General features: G+C 45.2%; 27 protein-coding genes. All 27 read right to left on the bottom strand.

What is annotated here, in order from left to right:
• Positions 1-120: 120 nt before the first annotated feature.
• The 27 genes from BAZ21_RS26805 to BAZ21_RS26695 all read right to left on the bottom strand — a co-directional run bounded on the left by BAZ21_RS26805 (position 121) and on the right by BAZ21_RS26695 (position 14,197).
• Positions 121-348 (bottom strand): hypothetical protein, encoded by a 228-nt coding sequence (locus BAZ21_RS26805; protein WP_068505875.1) that lies wholly within the window; start codon positions 346-348, stop codon positions 121-123.
• 110 nt (positions 349-458) lie between these two features.
• Positions 459-815 carry a hypothetical protein gene (locus BAZ21_RS26800; RefSeq protein ID WP_068505874.1) on the bottom strand — a complete coding sequence of 119 codons (357 nt, stop codon included), beginning with the start codon at positions 813-815 and terminating at the stop codon, positions 459-461.
• Complete coding sequence (locus tag BAZ21_RS29275) at positions 812-1,144, bottom strand: hypothetical protein (protein WP_176718228.1); 333 nt, start codon at positions 1,142-1,144, stop codon at positions 812-814. Before BAZ21_RS29275 ends, BAZ21_RS26800 begins: the two co-directional genes overlap by 4 nt.
• Entirely contained in the window at positions 1,053-1,775 is a 723-nt protein-coding gene (locus BAZ21_RS28320) for a zonular occludens toxin domain-containing protein (RefSeq protein ID WP_084011954.1), read from the bottom strand. The genes BAZ21_RS29275 and BAZ21_RS28320 overlap by 92 nt, the downstream gene beginning before the upstream one ends.
• Before the next feature lie 6 nt (positions 1,776-1,781).
• Entirely contained in the window at positions 1,782-2,138 is a 357-nt protein-coding gene (locus tag BAZ21_RS26790) for a hypothetical protein (RefSeq protein ID WP_068505873.1), read from the bottom strand.
• Positions 2,135-2,548, bottom strand: coding sequence for a hypothetical protein (locus tag BAZ21_RS26785; RefSeq protein ID WP_068505872.1), 414 nt, complete (start codon positions 2,546-2,548; stop codon positions 2,135-2,137). The genes BAZ21_RS26790 and BAZ21_RS26785 overlap by 4 nt, the downstream gene beginning before the upstream one ends.
• A complete protein-coding gene (locus BAZ21_RS29270) occupies positions 2,529-2,672 on the bottom strand; it encodes a hypothetical protein (protein WP_176718227.1) in 144 nt (47 codons plus the stop codon). Before BAZ21_RS29270 ends, BAZ21_RS26785 begins: the two co-directional genes overlap by 20 nt.
• 14 nt (positions 2,673-2,686) lie before the next feature.
• On the bottom strand, positions 2,687-2,977 hold the full coding sequence (locus BAZ21_RS26780; protein ID WP_084011952.1) for a hypothetical protein: 291 nt from the start codon (positions 2,975-2,977) through the stop codon (positions 2,687-2,689).
• A gap of 101 nt (positions 2,978-3,078) precedes the next feature.
• Positions 3,079-3,576: a hypothetical protein gene (locus BAZ21_RS26775; protein ID WP_068505871.1), complete on the bottom strand. Its 498-nt coding sequence runs from the start codon at positions 3,574-3,576 to the stop codon at positions 3,079-3,081.
• Between the two features lie 2 nt (positions 3,577-3,578).
• Positions 3,579-4,031 (bottom strand): hypothetical protein, encoded by a 453-nt coding sequence (locus tag BAZ21_RS26770; RefSeq protein WP_068505870.1) that lies wholly within the window; start codon positions 4,029-4,031, stop codon positions 3,579-3,581.
• A complete protein-coding gene (locus BAZ21_RS29265) occupies positions 4,028-4,180 on the bottom strand; it encodes a hypothetical protein (protein ID WP_176718226.1) in 153 nt (50 codons plus the stop codon). The genes BAZ21_RS26770 and BAZ21_RS29265 overlap by 4 nt, the downstream gene beginning before the upstream one ends.
• Before the next feature lie 4 nt (positions 4,181-4,184).
• Positions 4,185-5,591, bottom strand: a complete 1,407-nt coding sequence (locus BAZ21_RS26765; protein WP_068505869.1) for a fibronectin type III domain-containing protein — start codon at positions 5,589-5,591, stop codon at positions 4,185-4,187.
• Between the two features lie 13 nt (positions 5,592-5,604).
• Entirely contained in the window at positions 5,605-6,120 is a 516-nt protein-coding gene (locus tag BAZ21_RS26760) for a hypothetical protein (RefSeq protein WP_068505868.1), read from the bottom strand.
• Between the two features lie 79 nt (positions 6,121-6,199).
• Complete coding sequence (locus tag BAZ21_RS26755; RefSeq protein ID WP_068505867.1) at positions 6,200-6,859, bottom strand: hypothetical protein; 660 nt, start codon at positions 6,857-6,859, stop codon at positions 6,200-6,202.
• A gap of 68 nt (positions 6,860-6,927) precedes the next feature.
• Positions 6,928-7,128, bottom strand: a complete 201-nt coding sequence (locus BAZ21_RS26750) for a hypothetical protein (protein WP_068505866.1) — start codon at positions 7,126-7,128, stop codon at positions 6,928-6,930.
• 64 nt (positions 7,129-7,192) lie between these two features.
• Positions 7,193-7,429, bottom strand: coding sequence for a hypothetical protein (locus tag BAZ21_RS26745; protein ID WP_068505865.1), 237 nt, complete (start codon positions 7,427-7,429; stop codon positions 7,193-7,195).
• Positions 7,426-7,584 carry a PTS ascorbate transporter subunit IIC gene (locus tag BAZ21_RS28750; protein WP_141695041.1) on the bottom strand — a complete coding sequence of 53 codons (159 nt, stop codon included), beginning with the start codon at positions 7,582-7,584 and terminating at the stop codon, positions 7,426-7,428. Before BAZ21_RS28750 ends, BAZ21_RS26745 begins: the two co-directional genes overlap by 4 nt.
• Positions 7,585-7,843: 259 nt before the next feature.
• Entirely contained in the window at positions 7,844-8,176 is a 333-nt protein-coding gene (locus tag BAZ21_RS26740) for a hypothetical protein (RefSeq protein ID WP_068505864.1), read from the bottom strand.
• Positions 8,177-8,942: 766 nt separating this feature from the next.
• Positions 8,943-9,581 carry a helix-turn-helix domain-containing protein gene (locus tag BAZ21_RS26735; RefSeq protein WP_141695040.1) on the bottom strand — a complete coding sequence of 213 codons (639 nt, stop codon included), beginning with the start codon at positions 9,579-9,581 and terminating at the stop codon, positions 8,943-8,945.
• Positions 9,582-9,636: 55 nt separating this feature from the next.
• A complete protein-coding gene (locus tag BAZ21_RS26730; RefSeq protein WP_141695039.1) occupies positions 9,637-9,819 on the bottom strand; it encodes a hypothetical protein in 183 nt (60 codons plus the stop codon).
• Positions 9,820-9,823: 4 nt separating this feature from the next.
• The gene (locus BAZ21_RS26725) at positions 9,824-10,150 is read right to left on the bottom strand and encodes a hypothetical protein (protein WP_218061451.1); all 327 of its coding nucleotides are present in this window, start codon (positions 10,148-10,150) and stop codon (positions 9,824-9,826) included.
• Positions 10,151-10,267: 117 nt separating this feature from the next.
• Positions 10,268-10,447, bottom strand: a complete 180-nt coding sequence (locus tag BAZ21_RS26720; protein ID WP_068505860.1) for a hypothetical protein — start codon at positions 10,445-10,447, stop codon at positions 10,268-10,270.
• 95 nt (positions 10,448-10,542) lie between these two features.
• Complete coding sequence (locus BAZ21_RS26715) at positions 10,543-10,779, bottom strand: hypothetical protein (protein WP_068505859.1); 237 nt, start codon at positions 10,777-10,779, stop codon at positions 10,543-10,545.
• A gap of 73 nt (positions 10,780-10,852) precedes the next feature.
• Positions 10,853-12,508 carry a hypothetical protein gene (locus BAZ21_RS26710; protein ID WP_068505858.1) on the bottom strand — a complete coding sequence of 552 codons (1,656 nt, stop codon included), beginning with the start codon at positions 12,506-12,508 and terminating at the stop codon, positions 10,853-10,855.
• A 342-nt stretch (positions 12,509-12,850) separates the two neighbouring features.
• Positions 12,851-13,105 (bottom strand): hypothetical protein, encoded by a 255-nt coding sequence (locus tag BAZ21_RS26705; RefSeq protein ID WP_068505857.1) that lies wholly within the window; start codon positions 13,103-13,105, stop codon positions 12,851-12,853.
• A gap of 516 nt (positions 13,106-13,621) precedes the next feature.
• A complete protein-coding gene (locus BAZ21_RS26700; protein WP_068505856.1) occupies positions 13,622-13,978 on the bottom strand; it encodes a hypothetical protein in 357 nt (118 codons plus the stop codon).
• Positions 13,979-13,981: 3 nt separating this feature from the next.
• Positions 13,982-14,197, bottom strand: coding sequence for a hypothetical protein (locus BAZ21_RS26695; RefSeq protein ID WP_068505855.1), 216 nt, complete (start codon positions 14,195-14,197; stop codon positions 13,982-13,984).
• Between the last annotated feature and the right edge of the window lie 334 nt (positions 14,198-14,531).

Below are 14,531 nucleotides of genomic sequence, written 5' to 3'. Positions count from 1 at the left end.
AATTTCACAACCGTAACATTTGATGTATTGAAATTTGTAATTCTTAGTTGAATCTAAGAAGGCAATTTCACAACCGTAACGCATTGGCGTACAAAAGAGTCCCTTAGCCGAGGGGCTTTTTTATTTGCCATTGTATATCTCCAGGTCAGCCCCCGTATAGCATCCTTCATGCTTTGCATACCATTCACCATCCTCCAGCACATAAAATGCATCTGAATTGAATCCCCACAGCGGCCCGACCAGTTCCACAAATTCTCCCGGCTGAATCACCGTAACCGGATTGCCCTCCGCCACTACTGTAATCGCTACTGACTCACCATTGTAAACTAACACTTTGTTTTCCATCATGTTCTTTTCCCTCCAGGTATCTTGATTTTTACTTCCAAAATCATTTTACTTCAGCAACTTGAAAAATGCAACACTTTTCAAGATACCTGCAGAAAAAAAAGCCCACCAGGTCATTCCTGGCAGGCTTCTAACTCTTGTATTTTCCTCTTTAGCTGCTTAATTTCAATCCCCTTCACAAGCTGCGTACTGCGTATACACGCATACACCGTACCTACTAGCACATAACCAAAGAGCAGCAATACAATATTCCTGAATGCAGCAGAATCCGGTTTTTCAAACCGCTGAAATAGACTCATAGTTTCGTGATATTGTGCAACTGTCATGCCTTCCATCACTTTACCACTTAAATATTGATAGGCTAGGAATATTAACCCCGTAAATATTGCGATTTCGAAAATAAAGCGTACAGAAAACCATACAGATCTACCAATAGGAGAATCTATAAATCGCTTGAGTTTATTCTTCATACTGCTTCATCTTCCTCTCCGGCCACTACGGCCATATATTTTTTATGTTCCATCCTGGTTAACTCATTTTCAGCCAGCGCATAATAACAGCTTTTGCCGATATGTACGCGACGTTCCGCATGCCGCGTCTTACGCTGCCAGTGCAGGCAGCTCGCTGGAATCAAAAGACGGCCAAACATGCCCGCGATCTGCTCGGCGGTCTTTACCTGGCTCCAAAAATAATATTCCTGGCTGAGCTTAGTGTAGCGAACCGGCTGGATCGATGGGAAATGGTATAGCAGCTCCTGCGGATCGTGCTTGATCTTGTTTGCTGGTACGATTGTTGGCATGTTTATTCCTCCTGGCTTCGTCGTGTACTTGTTCCAATTTGTCCATAAATGCTGCCGCTTCTCGTTCCGTACGCGGCAGCGGAAAGCCACCAACAAAGGAATGAGAATCAAACAGGTTCAGCGCATGAATCTGCTTCACTTTTGCAGCGGATAAAAACCGCGAATGAATCAGCTTACCCAAGCGTCCGTAACTATCGGCCTGGAAGTCGTAATAATCTATGTGCATACCCTTATTTCCGGCTGGCCGGATGTGCAGAAGCACTTCCAGCATTTCACGCACCCGGCTATCCAGGCGGTTGACACTCGGCGTAGCAAATATCTGTACGCTGGCCATCTTACGTGCAAAGGTTAGGATGTCCGTAGCAATAATATTGTCACTTTTGAGCGCTGTCCGGCTATTAAATGACCTGTGCGCCTCGTCCCACACGCATATGCTGCCGTGGGCCTCGGCCACCTTAAACCAATCTTCGGCCACCTTCATACGCTGCGCGCCCTCCAGTTCGTAATTGGCGAACAATTCGGCTGATCCACCAGCCTTCTCGATCATGATTTTGTACAACCAGGCCATCAAGCTGGCCATGGTCGTTTTACCCACGCCCAGGTTGCCCATAACCCCGATTATATGCGGCATAGGCCGTTACCCCCTTCCACCCTTAACCATGCGCCCATCGGCCAGTATGACAGGCTTAGGCGGCTTTGGTATAAGCTCCTCGATGGTACGCAGGAACGTTTCCGGCCGGGCAACGGATTTCTTAAATTCTTGTTTAATCTGCTTAATAATCGTCTTGTACGGATTTCCGTCCGGGTGCAGCCTGGTGTTATTCCCCATGCTTTCCAGGAGCAGCAGCGCCCGCACCTGGTCTTCGGAAAATGGCGCGGCATAGTCGGACATAAACGCCAGGACTTGCTTAACATCACTGACGTGCTGGACATTAGGAAACAAATCATCGTTAATGACGGACTGTATTTTATCTGCGTTGTCATGTGTACTCATTTCCCACCGCCGCTTACCATCGAAATGACCAGGATAAGGAACAGCAGAATCCCTCCACCGATCAGGATAATACGGAAAATCGGCAGCCTACGGCCTTCCTCCACCACTTCCGGCGCAAAGTGCGTAATCTGACGCAAGACCGTACTACGCTCAAGAGCCGCAATCCGCTGACAGTCCTCTACATTCTCCGTTATTGTCGGATACATAAATATCCGGCCCCTCGGCCCCGTGTACGCCTTCACGTCTGCCTTTGGAACGGCATAATTACCGTCCATAGACTCCGCATATACCCGTTCGTCATTTATGTCCACAATCGGCGCTATGGCCGCTGTACCGTCGTTCTGAAGGACAACCAGCACGTCCTGGGGTAAATATTCCACTTCCTCATTCTTATTTCCGAACAGCCGCATGCTGCTTCACTCCTTTGTTCTTAATTTTGTTTACCAGCCAAAAAGACAAGACCGTTACCCAGGCTACGCCCAGGGCCAAGCCTGAACCAATCGCAAAAAAATAACTGAATACACTACCTTCCATGCCTTCCCCTCCTCTTACCACCACTGAGCACCGCCCTTGATGGCGTAATATAGCCTTAAAATTACTTTGACGATCTGAAGTATCCCGAGGATCACAATTCCGGCCAGCAGCGAATTTACAACGGCCTGCATCGATGCCGGAAGGTATCCGAAAAATACAAAATAGTTGTTTAAGTTAATGCCGTGCCCTGCGACCTGGCTGACGTGATTAAGATAGTCTCGCGCCATCCCCAAAAACTCCAGCGGCGGTGAAAAGATGGAATCTATCGCATTACGCAAGCCCTGCGGCAAGAAATATTCATACAAGCGACCACCTCATTGCATTGTTCGGATATTAGGCCGGATCTCCGGATGCCGGCAGCAACAATCGTTCGGATTTTAAACTCCGGAATGAGTTGGCCACTTTTTTATCGTCCGGATTTTCCACCCTGTACGGCTCTAAGCTGCGGCGGTTTCAGACGAATCTTTATATCGTCGTCGTACTGCCTCGTTTCGGTTTTGGTACCGTCCGCATGATGGATTATTTCCCTTCGGATCGTCCGGCCAGTCCTTTCTTCTATATCAAGCTGAACCTCAAGCGTAGGAAGCTTTTCCCTCTTCTTCCTCGGCCGTTTAGCAGCTCCTGCGCTCCGGCTGCTGCTTTTCGTTGTTCTCTTACCTGCAGGTTTTTTACCTGCAGCAGCCTTCTTCTTACCTGCAGGTTTTTTCTTACCTGCAGCAGTCCTCGCCTTCGCCGTTTTGTTGCCCTCGTTAACGATCTGGACAAGGGCCAGGTGAATAAACGGCAGAAATATAAATCCTAAAATAATAACAACCCAAGGCCCGAAATAAGCGATAAATTCCAGGCCGGAAAGCAAAGAACTTCGTACATCGTTCGGTAATTGAATACCACTAAAATCCGTCATAATCAGTCTCCCATCTGTATACTGCCGATGATCCGTATGACTCCCCAGGCTACCCCAAACCAAATTAAAAACAGCAGCACATAGGCAATTATGTCGATCTGGAAGTAATCAAGGCCCTGAGCTACATTACGGATAATAGGGGACCAAACGCCATCATCTGGCGATCTTGCAACATAGGTGAATCCAGCCAAGGTGACAAAAATACCTTTCACAATGGCGACTATGATTTTTCCGATGATGAAAAAAACTTGTATCAGCAGCCACGCGATCATTGCAATCTTATAAACCAGGTAAAGCACCAGGGCTATAACTACAAACACTGGCCGTAATAAAAACTTCAGAAAATCAAAAAGAGCCTGGAACATAATGCCTAAGAGGTAGGATATGAACTCCAAGAGCCTGTGAAACAACCTCTCAAAAAACGTCCAAGATGATTGCAAAATCTGGCGTATCATCGCGGCAGAGCCTTGCGAGTTTCTTTTATAATCGCAAAAATCTCATGAATAATTCGGTCTGAATACATAATGGCCGTAAACACAAGCAGCGGCGCCGATACATACGCAAGCTGCTTCGCGGCGAACTGGAACAACTCCATACTCGACATGCAATTAGCCTCCTTGTGCCTTGTACTTTTTATTTAAGAGATAAATAAAGGCGATAATCATATTTGCCAGGACAATAGCCAAAGCTACCAGCACCCAACCATTCAGCAGCTTAACAAATTCTATGCCAGCCTTGAATGCATCCCCTACACCGTACCCTGCCCCCAGCTCTATGACTGGAGCTGTAGGGTTATTGCTGCCCCCTTCGGTACCGTCCGCTAGTATAGCCCTGGCTTCCGCTTTATTGGATATGGCCCCAGGGATATACCCCATTGCCCTGGTAATCTTGTATTCGTAAACAGCAGGCCCAACGCTGCCTATCAAACGCCCGTTGAGATAGATACGGTAGCCTATGGCCCCCTCTGTCTTCGTCCATTTAACAAGTAAATAATCTGGCCCTGCTTCTTGTTCCGTGTCCGTTATTACGCTCTTTGGCGTAAGCTCAATTTCGTTACTCCCGGCCGATTCATTTCCGCTGGTGTCGAAGGCCGTAACGGAAAACCTATAGGTTTTGCCATTGGTAAGGCCATCTATGGATGTTTTATGTCCCTGGCCTTTCTGAACCTCTTGTCCGTCCTGATAGACTCTATATCCGGCCAAATCATCATCAGGGCTTGGCGTCCATTCCAGATTGACGGTTTTGTTGCCAGCGCTGCCCGACAACTTAGGCACTGTCGGTGGCGTTGTGTCCGGCAGCGGTGTTGTATAACTAAACTCTGTCGGCGAAAATTCTTTCGCCCATGTATCAACAGCAGTCACCTTAAATTTATAGGTTTTACCATAATCAAGTCCCGACACTGAATAACGATTATTAGTTGGAGATCCCAACAAAACATTATCCTTATAAACGTTATAATTTTTAAAATATTTTGACTGCACATCATTCCACGTAATCGATCCGCTAGTAAGATCAGCAGCAGTAAACTTAACGCCTGATACTGCAAACTTGTCAGCTTCAGGATTTATGAATTCACTTTGCACCCCAAAAACCTGAAATTCCCTCAAATTCATGTTGTTTCCCGTACTGAATGTGAGAGAAATAACTTTTTTTAGATTGGCTGGATTATCAGGCCCGGAAGAGGATGTTTTAACAGACACAGAAGCCGTTTTGTTTTCCACATCCGAATATCTAAATGTGATCAACGCAACAGCGGCATAGCCGTTATAGGCGACAATATTACTAACATCCACAGGCTTTTCAAAAATGTAGGTGTAGGCAGCATCATGAATCATCAAATAGTCAGTTTTTAAGTCGCCATCCGTAAAATACTTGCTATTGTCCGCAGCACCTTGCAAATTAGTAACAACAGCCTTTTTACCACTAATCAAATTTACAGGTTGTTCAGCGGCAAAAGCAGTCGTCCAAGGTACAGCCAACACAAATACGAGCATCATTAAAACAATCTTTTTCAAGTCCCCTCCCTCCTCACTTTGGAATTTCAATTTCCGCCGATTTAGGCTTAGGAATATCAAAAATGATCTTCCCAGGCTTAGGGGTTTCTATGGTCGTCGGCGGCGTTGCCGGCTTAGGTATATCGAAAATGATTTTTTTAGGCGTTGGTGGATCTTCCAACTCCATTTTTTTGGGCTTCTCTATCTCCACGCTGTCTATACCTTCCTTCGGATCAGACAGCGTGAAGGGCTTTGACTCGTCCTTTGTCTCTACTGCTGGTGTGCTGGCAATGTCAAATTTAATCGACCCATTTTCAAACTCGCCCGGAACCTTAGGAGTCAGCGTATCTTGCTCCGGCGTGGAGATATTAGGAAACGGCAACGGCACAATAGTAGCCTGGTCAATTTCTTCCTGGCTTGGAGCGTCCGGCACACTACCGACATAATTCGACAAATGATTTACTGTAGCCGCACCGATTTTATTTGCTACATCATCCCAGTCCGGCGGCGGTGGTATTGCCCGAGCAACCGCCCCGGTCAGTTGGCCCATAAGCGTATCCCAATCAGGACACGCAAGGGCCTTTTTTATGTTTTCGCATGGATCGCACTGCTGTGAGCTGCCGCCATCATCACCGCCGCCCGAGTCGTTCCCGGGCCGGTGTCTCCCCCATCATCACCGCCGCCCGTGTCTCCACCGCCTGTGTCGCCGCTGCCCGGGTCTGTTGTACCTGTATCGCCGCCCCCACCGGAGCCGCCTCCGGTGTTACCATCGCCACCTTTTGGCGGTGTAGGCGTTGTTTGTCCTCCACCGCCCGTATCGGGGGGCTTGTTGTCCCTCCTTGCTCCGCATCCGGTAAAAATCCGTATTCAGCCAGCTTCAAAAACTTTTCAGCGCTGCCATCGGAAGTAAGCGATATAGATACGCCCTTGCTTTTATGCGCCCTGAAAACGGTAGTGCCCACATCTACAGGCGCACCATCGGTGGAACTGGCTATTTTAAGCTTGTATCCATCCCCAAAGGTCACCGTTGCGTATACCTTGCTACTTAAAGCTCCTTTGACCCTAAAGCGGATACTAGCTATGTAATATTTCCCTCCCCCTTCAGACGGAACAAACTTAGTAGCTCCCCCCGAAGTCTTAGCTGCAAATGTGCCGGACGTACCTTTTGGGACAGTGACCTCAAACCCACCATCTGGCACTTTTATATTGCCTGTCGGTACCGCTGCAGAAGCCAGCGCCGGAATATTAAGCAGCATAATAATTAACAGCGTTAACATTGTTTTTTTCATCCTGGCTTTCCTTTCTGTAAAAATAGCCCAGACAGTAAACCGTCTGGGCTATTTGTGATGTTGCATTTTTACTTAGTGCCAGCGGCTGACTTACCTTTTTTAACCAGCCAAAAGATAAAACCGATGATGATTGATGCAAACGAAATACCGATCCCGATTGCTGTCCAACCACCAAACAGGCCCATAAAACCGGATGCCGCTGACAAGCCATCCGCTGGTGTTAGAGGTAGAGTAACCCCCGACAAATCTACTGTTGCTGCTGCTGCCATAATAAAATTCCTCCCTGGAAAATGTTATTTTTTTATATAGAGAAGGGTTTCCCCTGAACTCACGTTAGTAATATTCAAAATCATCATCTTCATCGCGTGATTTCTCGTTTGCGGTGTGAAAAATGTCAATGACGACATATAAGACCATGCCTGCAACGATAACCGCAATAATCGTCATGATAATAGGCATGTTGTACTTGATAAAATATTTAGTGACTTGGAAAATTTCGGTCATGCGATCCTGGTCAAAAAAGGTTTTCGGAAAGTTCACCGTTGGGTCTGCAATCGGATGTAATGTCATGTTTTTCTGCCCTTAACGGCGAGAACAATGGCCGTCATAAGCATCCCCGCCACGACAACCGCGACCACAACCATGACGAAATTTGAACCAACTTTCATAAAATTTTTCCACATGCTCCAGAAGAAAGCCCAATCCCAAATGTCAGAAATGTCCATGCCATCTATCATCCTCCCTTGCCCTATGCCAGAGTGTAAATGAGGAAGCTATTACGCCAATGCCAGAACAAAAGGCGACCAGCAACTTTATTAAGTCTTTGTTACCCAGGAGCCAGACCAAAGCGGCCCCTATTAGCGTTTCCATCCCTTGACCACCTCCAGCAAGAAATGGCCCATCATGGACACCGCCACCGGCACGGAGAAGGCGAATGACAATGCAATAGCCGCCGACTTAGGGTCTAAATGGATGAATGACACGCTATCCTCTCCCCGTCGATAATTTAAGCAGCCATTGCAAGACCAGGAATGACAAGATCAGAAAAAGACCAGCGCATACCAATGCATCACCTAAAGTCATTTCATTGCTGAAGGCTAAAAAATCCCCGTTCGGAAGCTCTATTAACTGTTGGCTACGCAGCTCCAACGGTTGATTGACAACATACACGTCTTTAGTCACCGCTGGTGCTTCCGGCTGCTGTTGTACCGTAATGAGTTCGGCTTGCTGTGGATTTGGCTGTTGGATAGCCGCACCCGGCAGCACAAGCGCCGGAATGGACGGTTCCGGTTGTGCTGGAGCTTCTTCTAGGTTCATTTCCACCACCTTCCCCTGAACGCAAAAAAAGAGGCGCAGCCTATAAGCGGCTGCGCCTCAATATCTCTCAAAAATGCACACATAAAGAAACTCTTTCAGACCATGCGACTATTGCAAGGTCAGAAAAAATAACATAAAGTGTTGTGAGGGACGAGCGGCGTAATCGCTCCGACCTATGGGGCAATGAAAGTTGGTAGCTTTCATTCCCAAATTCAAAGTCCTGTTGGTGTTGGTAGCACCTAACAGGGCTTTTTTGCTATTCAGGTTTTTAGTTATCTACAGAATAGACCATTTTCCGTTATTTGTCACCGTGCAGCGTTCTAAGTATATAGGACACTGCACGGTTCCGAATAATCGCACAAATTTTCTTGTGTCTGGACAATCATCCTAGCAATAGGATGGGACACGCGAAAACACGAACATGTTTTCCGTTCTTGTTTAATATAAAAAAAAAATTAGGACTTGTCTATATTTTTTTGGGTAGAATTACCCAAATATTTTTCATTCACCAAACGTTCTATAACATGTTTAGGGTTCCCATCTTTTTCTAATTCCCACAAAACCTTTTGTTTTAAATTGATGCAGATGCTTATCGTTAATTCTCCCACTGGTTTCCTGCTTCTTGGCAAACTCCATTCGTCCCCTTCGTCACATCCTTTACTTTTTTATTTTTAGCATACACAAAAAACGGCAATCGCCCAAGTGGGAAAATGCCGTTAACATGTCGGTACCGTGTTGCGTTCTAAAGAGACAATAGTCTCTCCCTCTATCCCCGCCCCGGCGTGTAAATGTCGCGTTCCCTTTGCTTCTTTCGGTTCCATTCCATTTCTGGATCACGATCACCCGGAACGGGCTTGTCCGGGCTGCGGTGAAAGATATTCCACCATTTGCGCTCAGCAGAAGCAGCCAAAAACTTTTTCGTTTCTTCCAACTCCTGCTGTAAAGCCGCAATACCGCTGCTCTGTAGCTCCAACTGCTCCCGCATACTCGCCATATCTCCGGCCTGCTGCTTACTGTGCTCCGTCATCTGCTTTAGTAGCTCAAGCGCCTGGTCATATCGCTTGTCATAACGATTTTCGGCATTTACAGCAGGCATATTTGCGTTGCCCGTATCGGTCAAAAATTGTGAATTCCTAGCTGCGACAAGCATTGCCGCCTTTTCAACACTTATACCGCTATCCTTGCATAGCGTAGCGAGTTCGTGCATTACCATAGCGTCTTTTTCCGTGTAGCTCCGATTGTTGCTATCGCTACGCTCTACCAAATACCCGGCCTTTTCGAGCGCCAAAGCGTACTTGCGAACCGTAACGGCCTTAACCCCCAAAAAGCTTGCTACATCGCCCGTTTTCATATTCACACCATCCTTTCTCGTAGCACTCCATTCTAGCAAATACCCGATACGCATATGATATGCCTCGTACATAACGAAAAGCAACCAGGAATCCCCTGGCTGCTTTCAATCAGCTCCAATATAAAATCAAATCTCCCTGCGATCCCCGCGCCTTGAGGACATACTTCATATCCTTGTACCAATCTTGAGATACTTCAAACAAATCCTTTCCAGGGAAAAATATATTCAAACGTTCTAGAAAACCATCCCACCCTAGCACATCAACCATCGTTTTAGCAAAACCATAATCCATCTTCTCACTCATTTTTAGAACCTTTCTTTGTAAATACTGTTATACTCATTAGTTGTTCCAGCTTTTCAACTGTCCAACAGACAGCCACATAGATAACATAAAAAAATCCATATATCAACCAATAAGGTAAAAAATAAATGATAGCCAAAATATCTAATACCTGATATGACTCCTTCTTAAGATAGGCCATAAAACTCAATTCTTCGCTCTTATTTCTGTTCAAGTCACTTCTCAATTGTTCTAAATAAGGTAATAAAACCAGACAAACAAAAACTACTATAGCAATCATAACCCAAAACATTTTTAACAATAATTCTTCGTCTGTTAACATTAACATTTACCTGCACCCCTCTATTTTCCACGCATTATTTCGCAAAACCTAAAATAAATCCAAAAAAGACCAATTACGCAAATAAGCAATAAAACGAAGGAAATAACGTCCTTTATGTTACTGTCCATTTTCTTTCTCCAAAGTGCCATCGACGAACCCACACATATAGCCAGCGGCCAGTAAGTTCATTTCCCGTTCGCTTTCTATCCGCCGGATATTCTGGACAAATTTTTCAGAACGTGTCTTCGATTCGGCCATGACTTTCGTTATTTTTTCCATACGATCTCTATTAATCATGCTCCCCATCCTCCGGCCTGTGGTCTTCTATTTCCTGGAATTTTTTAAGCACGTCTGCCCACTCCCTCGGCAGTTGAAGCTTACTTTCTATAGGTTCATTTTGTTCGTCCATCCTTCTCCAACTCTCCTAACATGTTTTCCGCAAAATCTAATATTTTTAGATTAGCAAGCCGACTGGAATGTTCTTCCCCATGTGCAAAACCTTTCCGATAAGCTTCTCGAATAGACATTCTTACGGCTGCTTTATCGTTATCACTAATATCAAGTTTATTCAAAAATTCCATTTCTTTATTTACAAAATCTTCCTCTCGTTCTTTATAGCTATTACTCATTTCCTACATCCCCTCTATGTGATATAATATAAGCAACTAAAACTTGAAATGAAGGCTCTCCGATCCCCACAAATCAGAGAGCTTTTTCTTTTGTAAAATCAAATCCGACTTGCATGCCCCGGTTCACTTCATCATCCTCTACAAACACACGCTTTTTCGGCTTCTTGTTTTTGGAAAATTCCTTTTCGTCAAATTTGAATTTTTTGGTGGCAAACCAGCCAGGCAAACCATCTGGAAACACGTTATATTCCAACTCCAGGCGATCTGCCGTACTAAGCTGCACATAAGCATTCCATATACTTTCTTCCGTTTGCGTACCGTCCGGCTGTCTTCCCATCAGCAACATCTGCCGTTCTTCCTCGGCCATTTGCAAAGGCTCAACTTCCGCTATGATAGGCTCGGTTTTCGGTTCTTTTTTCTGAAGCAAAGCAGCCCGACCTTCACCCATAACCTTTTCAATATCATGCAGCTTAGACTTTGTAAGCAGCTCACTCAACAATTCCACTTTATTGGTTGTTTTTCTTTTTTCTGCCATTTCTTTCTTTAATAGTTTTGTGTCCATGTAGAGCCTGCGTTTTTGCAAAACATCATCTTCAAAATTTTTTTTTTTGTCCTGCTCGTAGTCGTGAACCATCGTTTGGAATACCTTCATTGCTTCGATCATCATATCCGCCCCCTCCGGCAGCTCCTCATTAAAAACGAGCTTTTGCAGCCGCCCACGAATTTGGGCAATCTCTCGTTCCTTAGTCGTGTCTATGTCTTGGAGCCGAAAAAGATGATCCCTGCATTCCGCAAACTGGTGCGGATCTCCCTTTCTCAAAACCTTCCAAAAAGCAGAACTATGAACAAATTTACTACCTACCAAGTGTGACCACAGCATAGACAAGCCATCCAAGCGCAGCAGAAAATCCATGCTGTCAAAAACATTTTCTTCTCCCGTTTCGTGGTTCGCCAGGCCCTTGAGCCAGTCCCTATGTACTTCAAATTCGACGTTCCATACTTTATCCGGGTCCATACCTTTGTCCAGGTAAATTTCGTTAAAGTAGTCTTTTCCCTTTTTCTTTATTTCCACGGATTTATTGTAAATCCGCAGTTGCAGCCTGGTACGATCCCCGAAATATGCCGTTTCGAAAATCCCCGTAAATGGGTCAATACGCAGTACATCCGGTTTGTTGTCGTCTGCCACGTTCCGCGGATATTCCATACCGCGAAGGTCGTCCAGTGTCCATTGGAATTGATCCGAATGTACACACAAGTCAATGCGATTGGGCTTACTATCCTCGTAGGCAAAACCCATCCCGGTGAGGACTTCTAGCGATTCCAAAAAAGCATCTTGCGCGCCCAGCTCCCACAGCTTAAATTGATTGATTTGCACCTTGATTGGAAATGTACCGTCATTACGGCGCTTCTTGGCAAAGAATATAGCCATGTCCTGGTTACGCACCTGGTAAGCGTATATAGGCCGCTGTCCTCCGGCTTCGATCTGGAAGGTTGCCGGATATTCATATCGTCCCAATTTGACCTGGATAACGTCCGGCTGACCTTCTTCTGCGTTCTCTTTGCCTTCGATAAGCGTCTGCATCAGGCCGGAAGCCATTACTTCGTCGTAGTTCCAAGCATCATAGGTGTACCAAAGCGTATCAACATTAAAAACAAAACGGCTCGGATCAGGTGCAAATTTCTTCTTCCCTCTGTCAGACCCTGCCTTTTTCGTGTAACTTGATGGCATAAAAACTCCCCTTTAACGCAGATTTTCGAAAATAACCGAAGTTCGGAACTTAAAAAACCTTATAAAACAGTGTTTTTTTGAAAGAATACTCATGATTTCATACGTTTTTCTCTGTTTTTCTTTAGGTGATGAGTGCAAACCCTTGTGCAGAGCGGCTTTAGTGGGTATAGATAAAGCCCACCGTGACCCCATGTTATACCTTCTGGGGTCTGGTGCTGCTTTCGTCGTAATGCGCCCCATTAACCCCCTCAAAAAGCCAGGTCAAAAGCGCAAAAAACTCCAGCAGCACCAGCCTATTTCAAACTTTTCACCATATGAATAATTCACAATAGCTTAACCCGTCTATTCGTCATTCGGCTCAGGATCTACTGGCCCCCAAATAGCCTTAATTTTGCGGCGTTTAAGCGCTTCGGCCATCATCTCAGAAACAACTTTAACCATGGCTTCATCCGATGGAAAAACCGGACGCACATGCAGCGAGAGATTAGAAAAAAGCTCAATCAGAAATTCCACTTGTTCTTCCGGCTTCCAGCCTTCTTGATAATGCTCACGGAAAAAATCAGATATAGGCCCGTCCATTTTCATTTCTTCTGCCATCTTTAACACCTCCCAAAACCGGGTTTAAATGGTGGGCTAGTACCACCAACCAAATATTTCCATATCCAAACTGTTACAGTACATTGTTTCTCCGAAGGGGTACGCTGTTAAATTTACAATATTCCCCAAAAGTTCCCGGTGACGAAACGCAACAGGGTATAAGTAGGGGATATATCCCCTACAACCTCTACGTAAAACCTTTTGTACACGCCCTGGACGGCTGCATACGGCGTTTTTATCATCAGGTAAATAGAAAAGCCCCTGCGCTTCCGATGGACGAACCTCGGGAAACACAGGGGCCTTATATCAAGAATTTGGGGTATTGTATACGCCGGATAAATCCAGTACAATAATAACCAAAGCCATGTTATAGCGCGCGCCTGTTTCTCCGATGTTCCGTATCGGTTAAGCAGCGTAGAAGTGTCCAGCTTCTAGCCGCCGTGAAACGTGGCCTTTTTATTTGTTATGAAAATTCTACCACCGTCTATTGTTTTTTGCTAGTCTTAATTTCCTATCCTATCTAGTAGACAGTGCATCTTTATACTGCTGCTCCGCAGCGGCCATCCATTTAACCATTTCAGTAGAAAGATAAGATGCAGTAACTTTTTGCTCACTATTTTCAGTGCGCTTAACAAATCTCCATACGTCTGCTGCGCCCTGGAAAGATAGAATAACAGTAATGATCCATCCTTTACCTACATATTCAAGTACATAGTCATTAATATCAATAAACACTGCCGGAGCACCCCAACCTCGATCGAAATTTCTATTTACTTCCTTTATTATCAAGTCCAATTCAAATTCACTATCCGTTGAAAGCCTGCCACGCAAGGACTCAAGCCCTTGCAAAGCTTTTTCTCTATCTTCCACCACTGCCTACACCTCCAAAAATTTCGTCAAAGAAGAATCGTCCAGCTCGCGGAAATAATCCGCATAAGATGCCACCCGGCCCGATGCAATCAGACTGTCGATGTGCTCCCATCTTTCATCCGGAAGCGTGATACTTAACCGCTTAGACGTCCCGATTTTCTTCCGGCCGGATCCTGGCCGTGCCCCTCCGTAATTCTTACTGTGAAAATGTTCCGATCTCATAAGCCATTCTCCTTTTCGCTTAAGCGAACTTGAATTTTACCTCTAAAATCATCTTACCGCAGTGAATTGAAAATTGCAACACTTTTCAATTCAGGAATAAAAAAAGCCTACCAAGACTATCGCTGATAGGCTTCGAGTTTCGAGTTGTTTTCTTTTCCTTTTAGTGGTATATTTCTTTTGTCACCGTAACACAAGGTGTATTGAAAATTATAATTCTAGTTTTATAACTGGGATATAATTTCCAACCGTAACGCATGGCGTATTGAAATTTGCATTTCTTAGATTAATCTAAGAAATCAATTTCACAACCGTAACATTTGATGTATTGAAATTT

Origin of the sequence: Paenibacillus kribbensis (assembly GCF_001705305.1) — a bacterium.
Lineage (GTDB): Bacteria > Bacillota > Bacilli > Paenibacillales > Paenibacillaceae > Paenibacillus > Paenibacillus kribbensis_B.
The sequence above is the reverse complement of the archived record's forward strand: the minus strand, read 5'-3'. Positions and strand labels throughout refer to the sequence as shown.

Excerpts from the sequence above, each read along its gene's own strand:
- BAZ21_RS26805 (WP_068505875.1), bottom strand. The coding sequence starts at position 348 with ATGATGGAAAACAAAGTGTTAGTTTACAATGGTGAGTCAGTAGCGATT.
- BAZ21_RS26800 (WP_068505874.1), bottom strand. The coding sequence starts at position 815 with ATGAAGAATAAACTCAAGCGATTTATAGATTCTCCTATTGGTAGATCT.
- BAZ21_RS29275 (WP_176718228.1), bottom strand. The coding sequence starts at position 1,144 with ATGCCAACAATCGTACCAGCAAACAAGATCAAGCACGATCCGCAGGAG.
- BAZ21_RS28320 (WP_084011954.1), bottom strand. The coding sequence starts at position 1,775 with ATGCCGCATATAATCGGGGTTATGGGCAACCTGGGCGTGGGTAAAACG.
- BAZ21_RS26790 (WP_068505873.1), bottom strand. The coding sequence starts at position 2,138 with ATGAGTACACATGACAACGCAGATAAAATACAGTCCGTCATTAACGAT.
- BAZ21_RS26785 (WP_068505872.1), bottom strand. The coding sequence starts at position 2,548 with ATGCGGCTGTTCGGAAATAAGAATGAGGAAGTGGAATATTTACCCCAG.
- BAZ21_RS29270 (WP_176718227.1), bottom strand. The coding sequence starts at position 2,672 with ATGGAAGGTAGTGTATTCAGTTATTTTTTTGCGATTGGTTCAGGCTTG.
- BAZ21_RS26775 (WP_068505871.1), bottom strand. The coding sequence starts at position 3,576 with ATGACGGATTTTAGTGGTATTCAATTACCGAACGATGTACGAAGTTCT.
- BAZ21_RS26770 (WP_068505870.1), bottom strand. The coding sequence starts at position 4,031 with ATGATACGCCAGATTTTGCAATCATCTTGGACGTTTTTTGAGAGGTTG.
- BAZ21_RS29265 (WP_176718226.1), bottom strand. The coding sequence starts at position 4,180 with ATGTCGAGTATGGAGTTGTTCCAGTTCGCCGCGAAGCAGCTTGCGTAT.
- BAZ21_RS26760 (WP_068505868.1), bottom strand. The coding sequence starts at position 6,120 with ATGGGCCAACTGACCGGGGCGGTTGCTCGGGCAATACCACCGCCGCCG.
- BAZ21_RS26755 (WP_068505867.1), bottom strand. The coding sequence starts at position 6,859 with ATGAAAAAAACAATGTTAACGCTGTTAATTATTATGCTGCTTAATATT.
- BAZ21_RS26750 (WP_068505866.1), bottom strand. The coding sequence starts at position 7,128 with ATGGCAGCAGCAGCAACAGTAGATTTGTCGGGGGTTACTCTACCTCTA.
- BAZ21_RS26745 (WP_068505865.1), bottom strand. The coding sequence starts at position 7,429 with ATGACATTACATCCGATTGCAGACCCAACGGTGAACTTTCCGAAAACC.
- BAZ21_RS28750 (WP_141695041.1), bottom strand. The coding sequence starts at position 7,584 with ATGGACATTTCTGACATTTGGGATTGGGCTTTCTTCTGGAGCATGTGG.
- BAZ21_RS26740 (WP_068505864.1), bottom strand. The coding sequence starts at position 8,176 with ATGAACCTAGAAGAAGCTCCAGCACAACCGGAACCGTCCATTCCGGCG.
- BAZ21_RS26735 (WP_141695040.1), bottom strand. The coding sequence starts at position 9,581 with ATGCGTATCGGGTATTTGCTAGAATGGAGTGCTACGAGAAAGGATGGT.
- BAZ21_RS26730 (WP_141695039.1), bottom strand. The coding sequence starts at position 9,819 with ATGGATTATGGTTTTGCTAAAACGATGGTTGATGTGCTAGGGTGGGAT.
- BAZ21_RS26725 (WP_218061451.1), bottom strand. The coding sequence starts at position 10,150 with ATGTTAACAGACGAAGAATTATTGTTAAAAATGTTTTGGGTTATGATT.
- BAZ21_RS26720 (WP_068505860.1), bottom strand. The coding sequence starts at position 10,447 with ATGATTAATAGAGATCGTATGGAAAAAATAACGAAAGTCATGGCCGAA.
- BAZ21_RS26715 (WP_068505859.1), bottom strand. The coding sequence starts at position 10,779 with ATGAGTAATAGCTATAAAGAACGAGAGGAAGATTTTGTAAATAAAGAA.
- BAZ21_RS26710 (WP_068505858.1), bottom strand. The coding sequence starts at position 12,508 with ATGCCATCAAGTTACACGAAAAAGGCAGGGTCTGACAGAGGGAAGAAG.
- BAZ21_RS26705 (WP_068505857.1), bottom strand. The coding sequence starts at position 13,105 with ATGGCAGAAGAAATGAAAATGGACGGGCCTATATCTGATTTTTTCCGT.
- BAZ21_RS26695 (WP_068505855.1), bottom strand. The coding sequence starts at position 14,197 with ATGAGATCGGAACATTTTCACAGTAAGAATTACGGAGGGGCACGGCCA.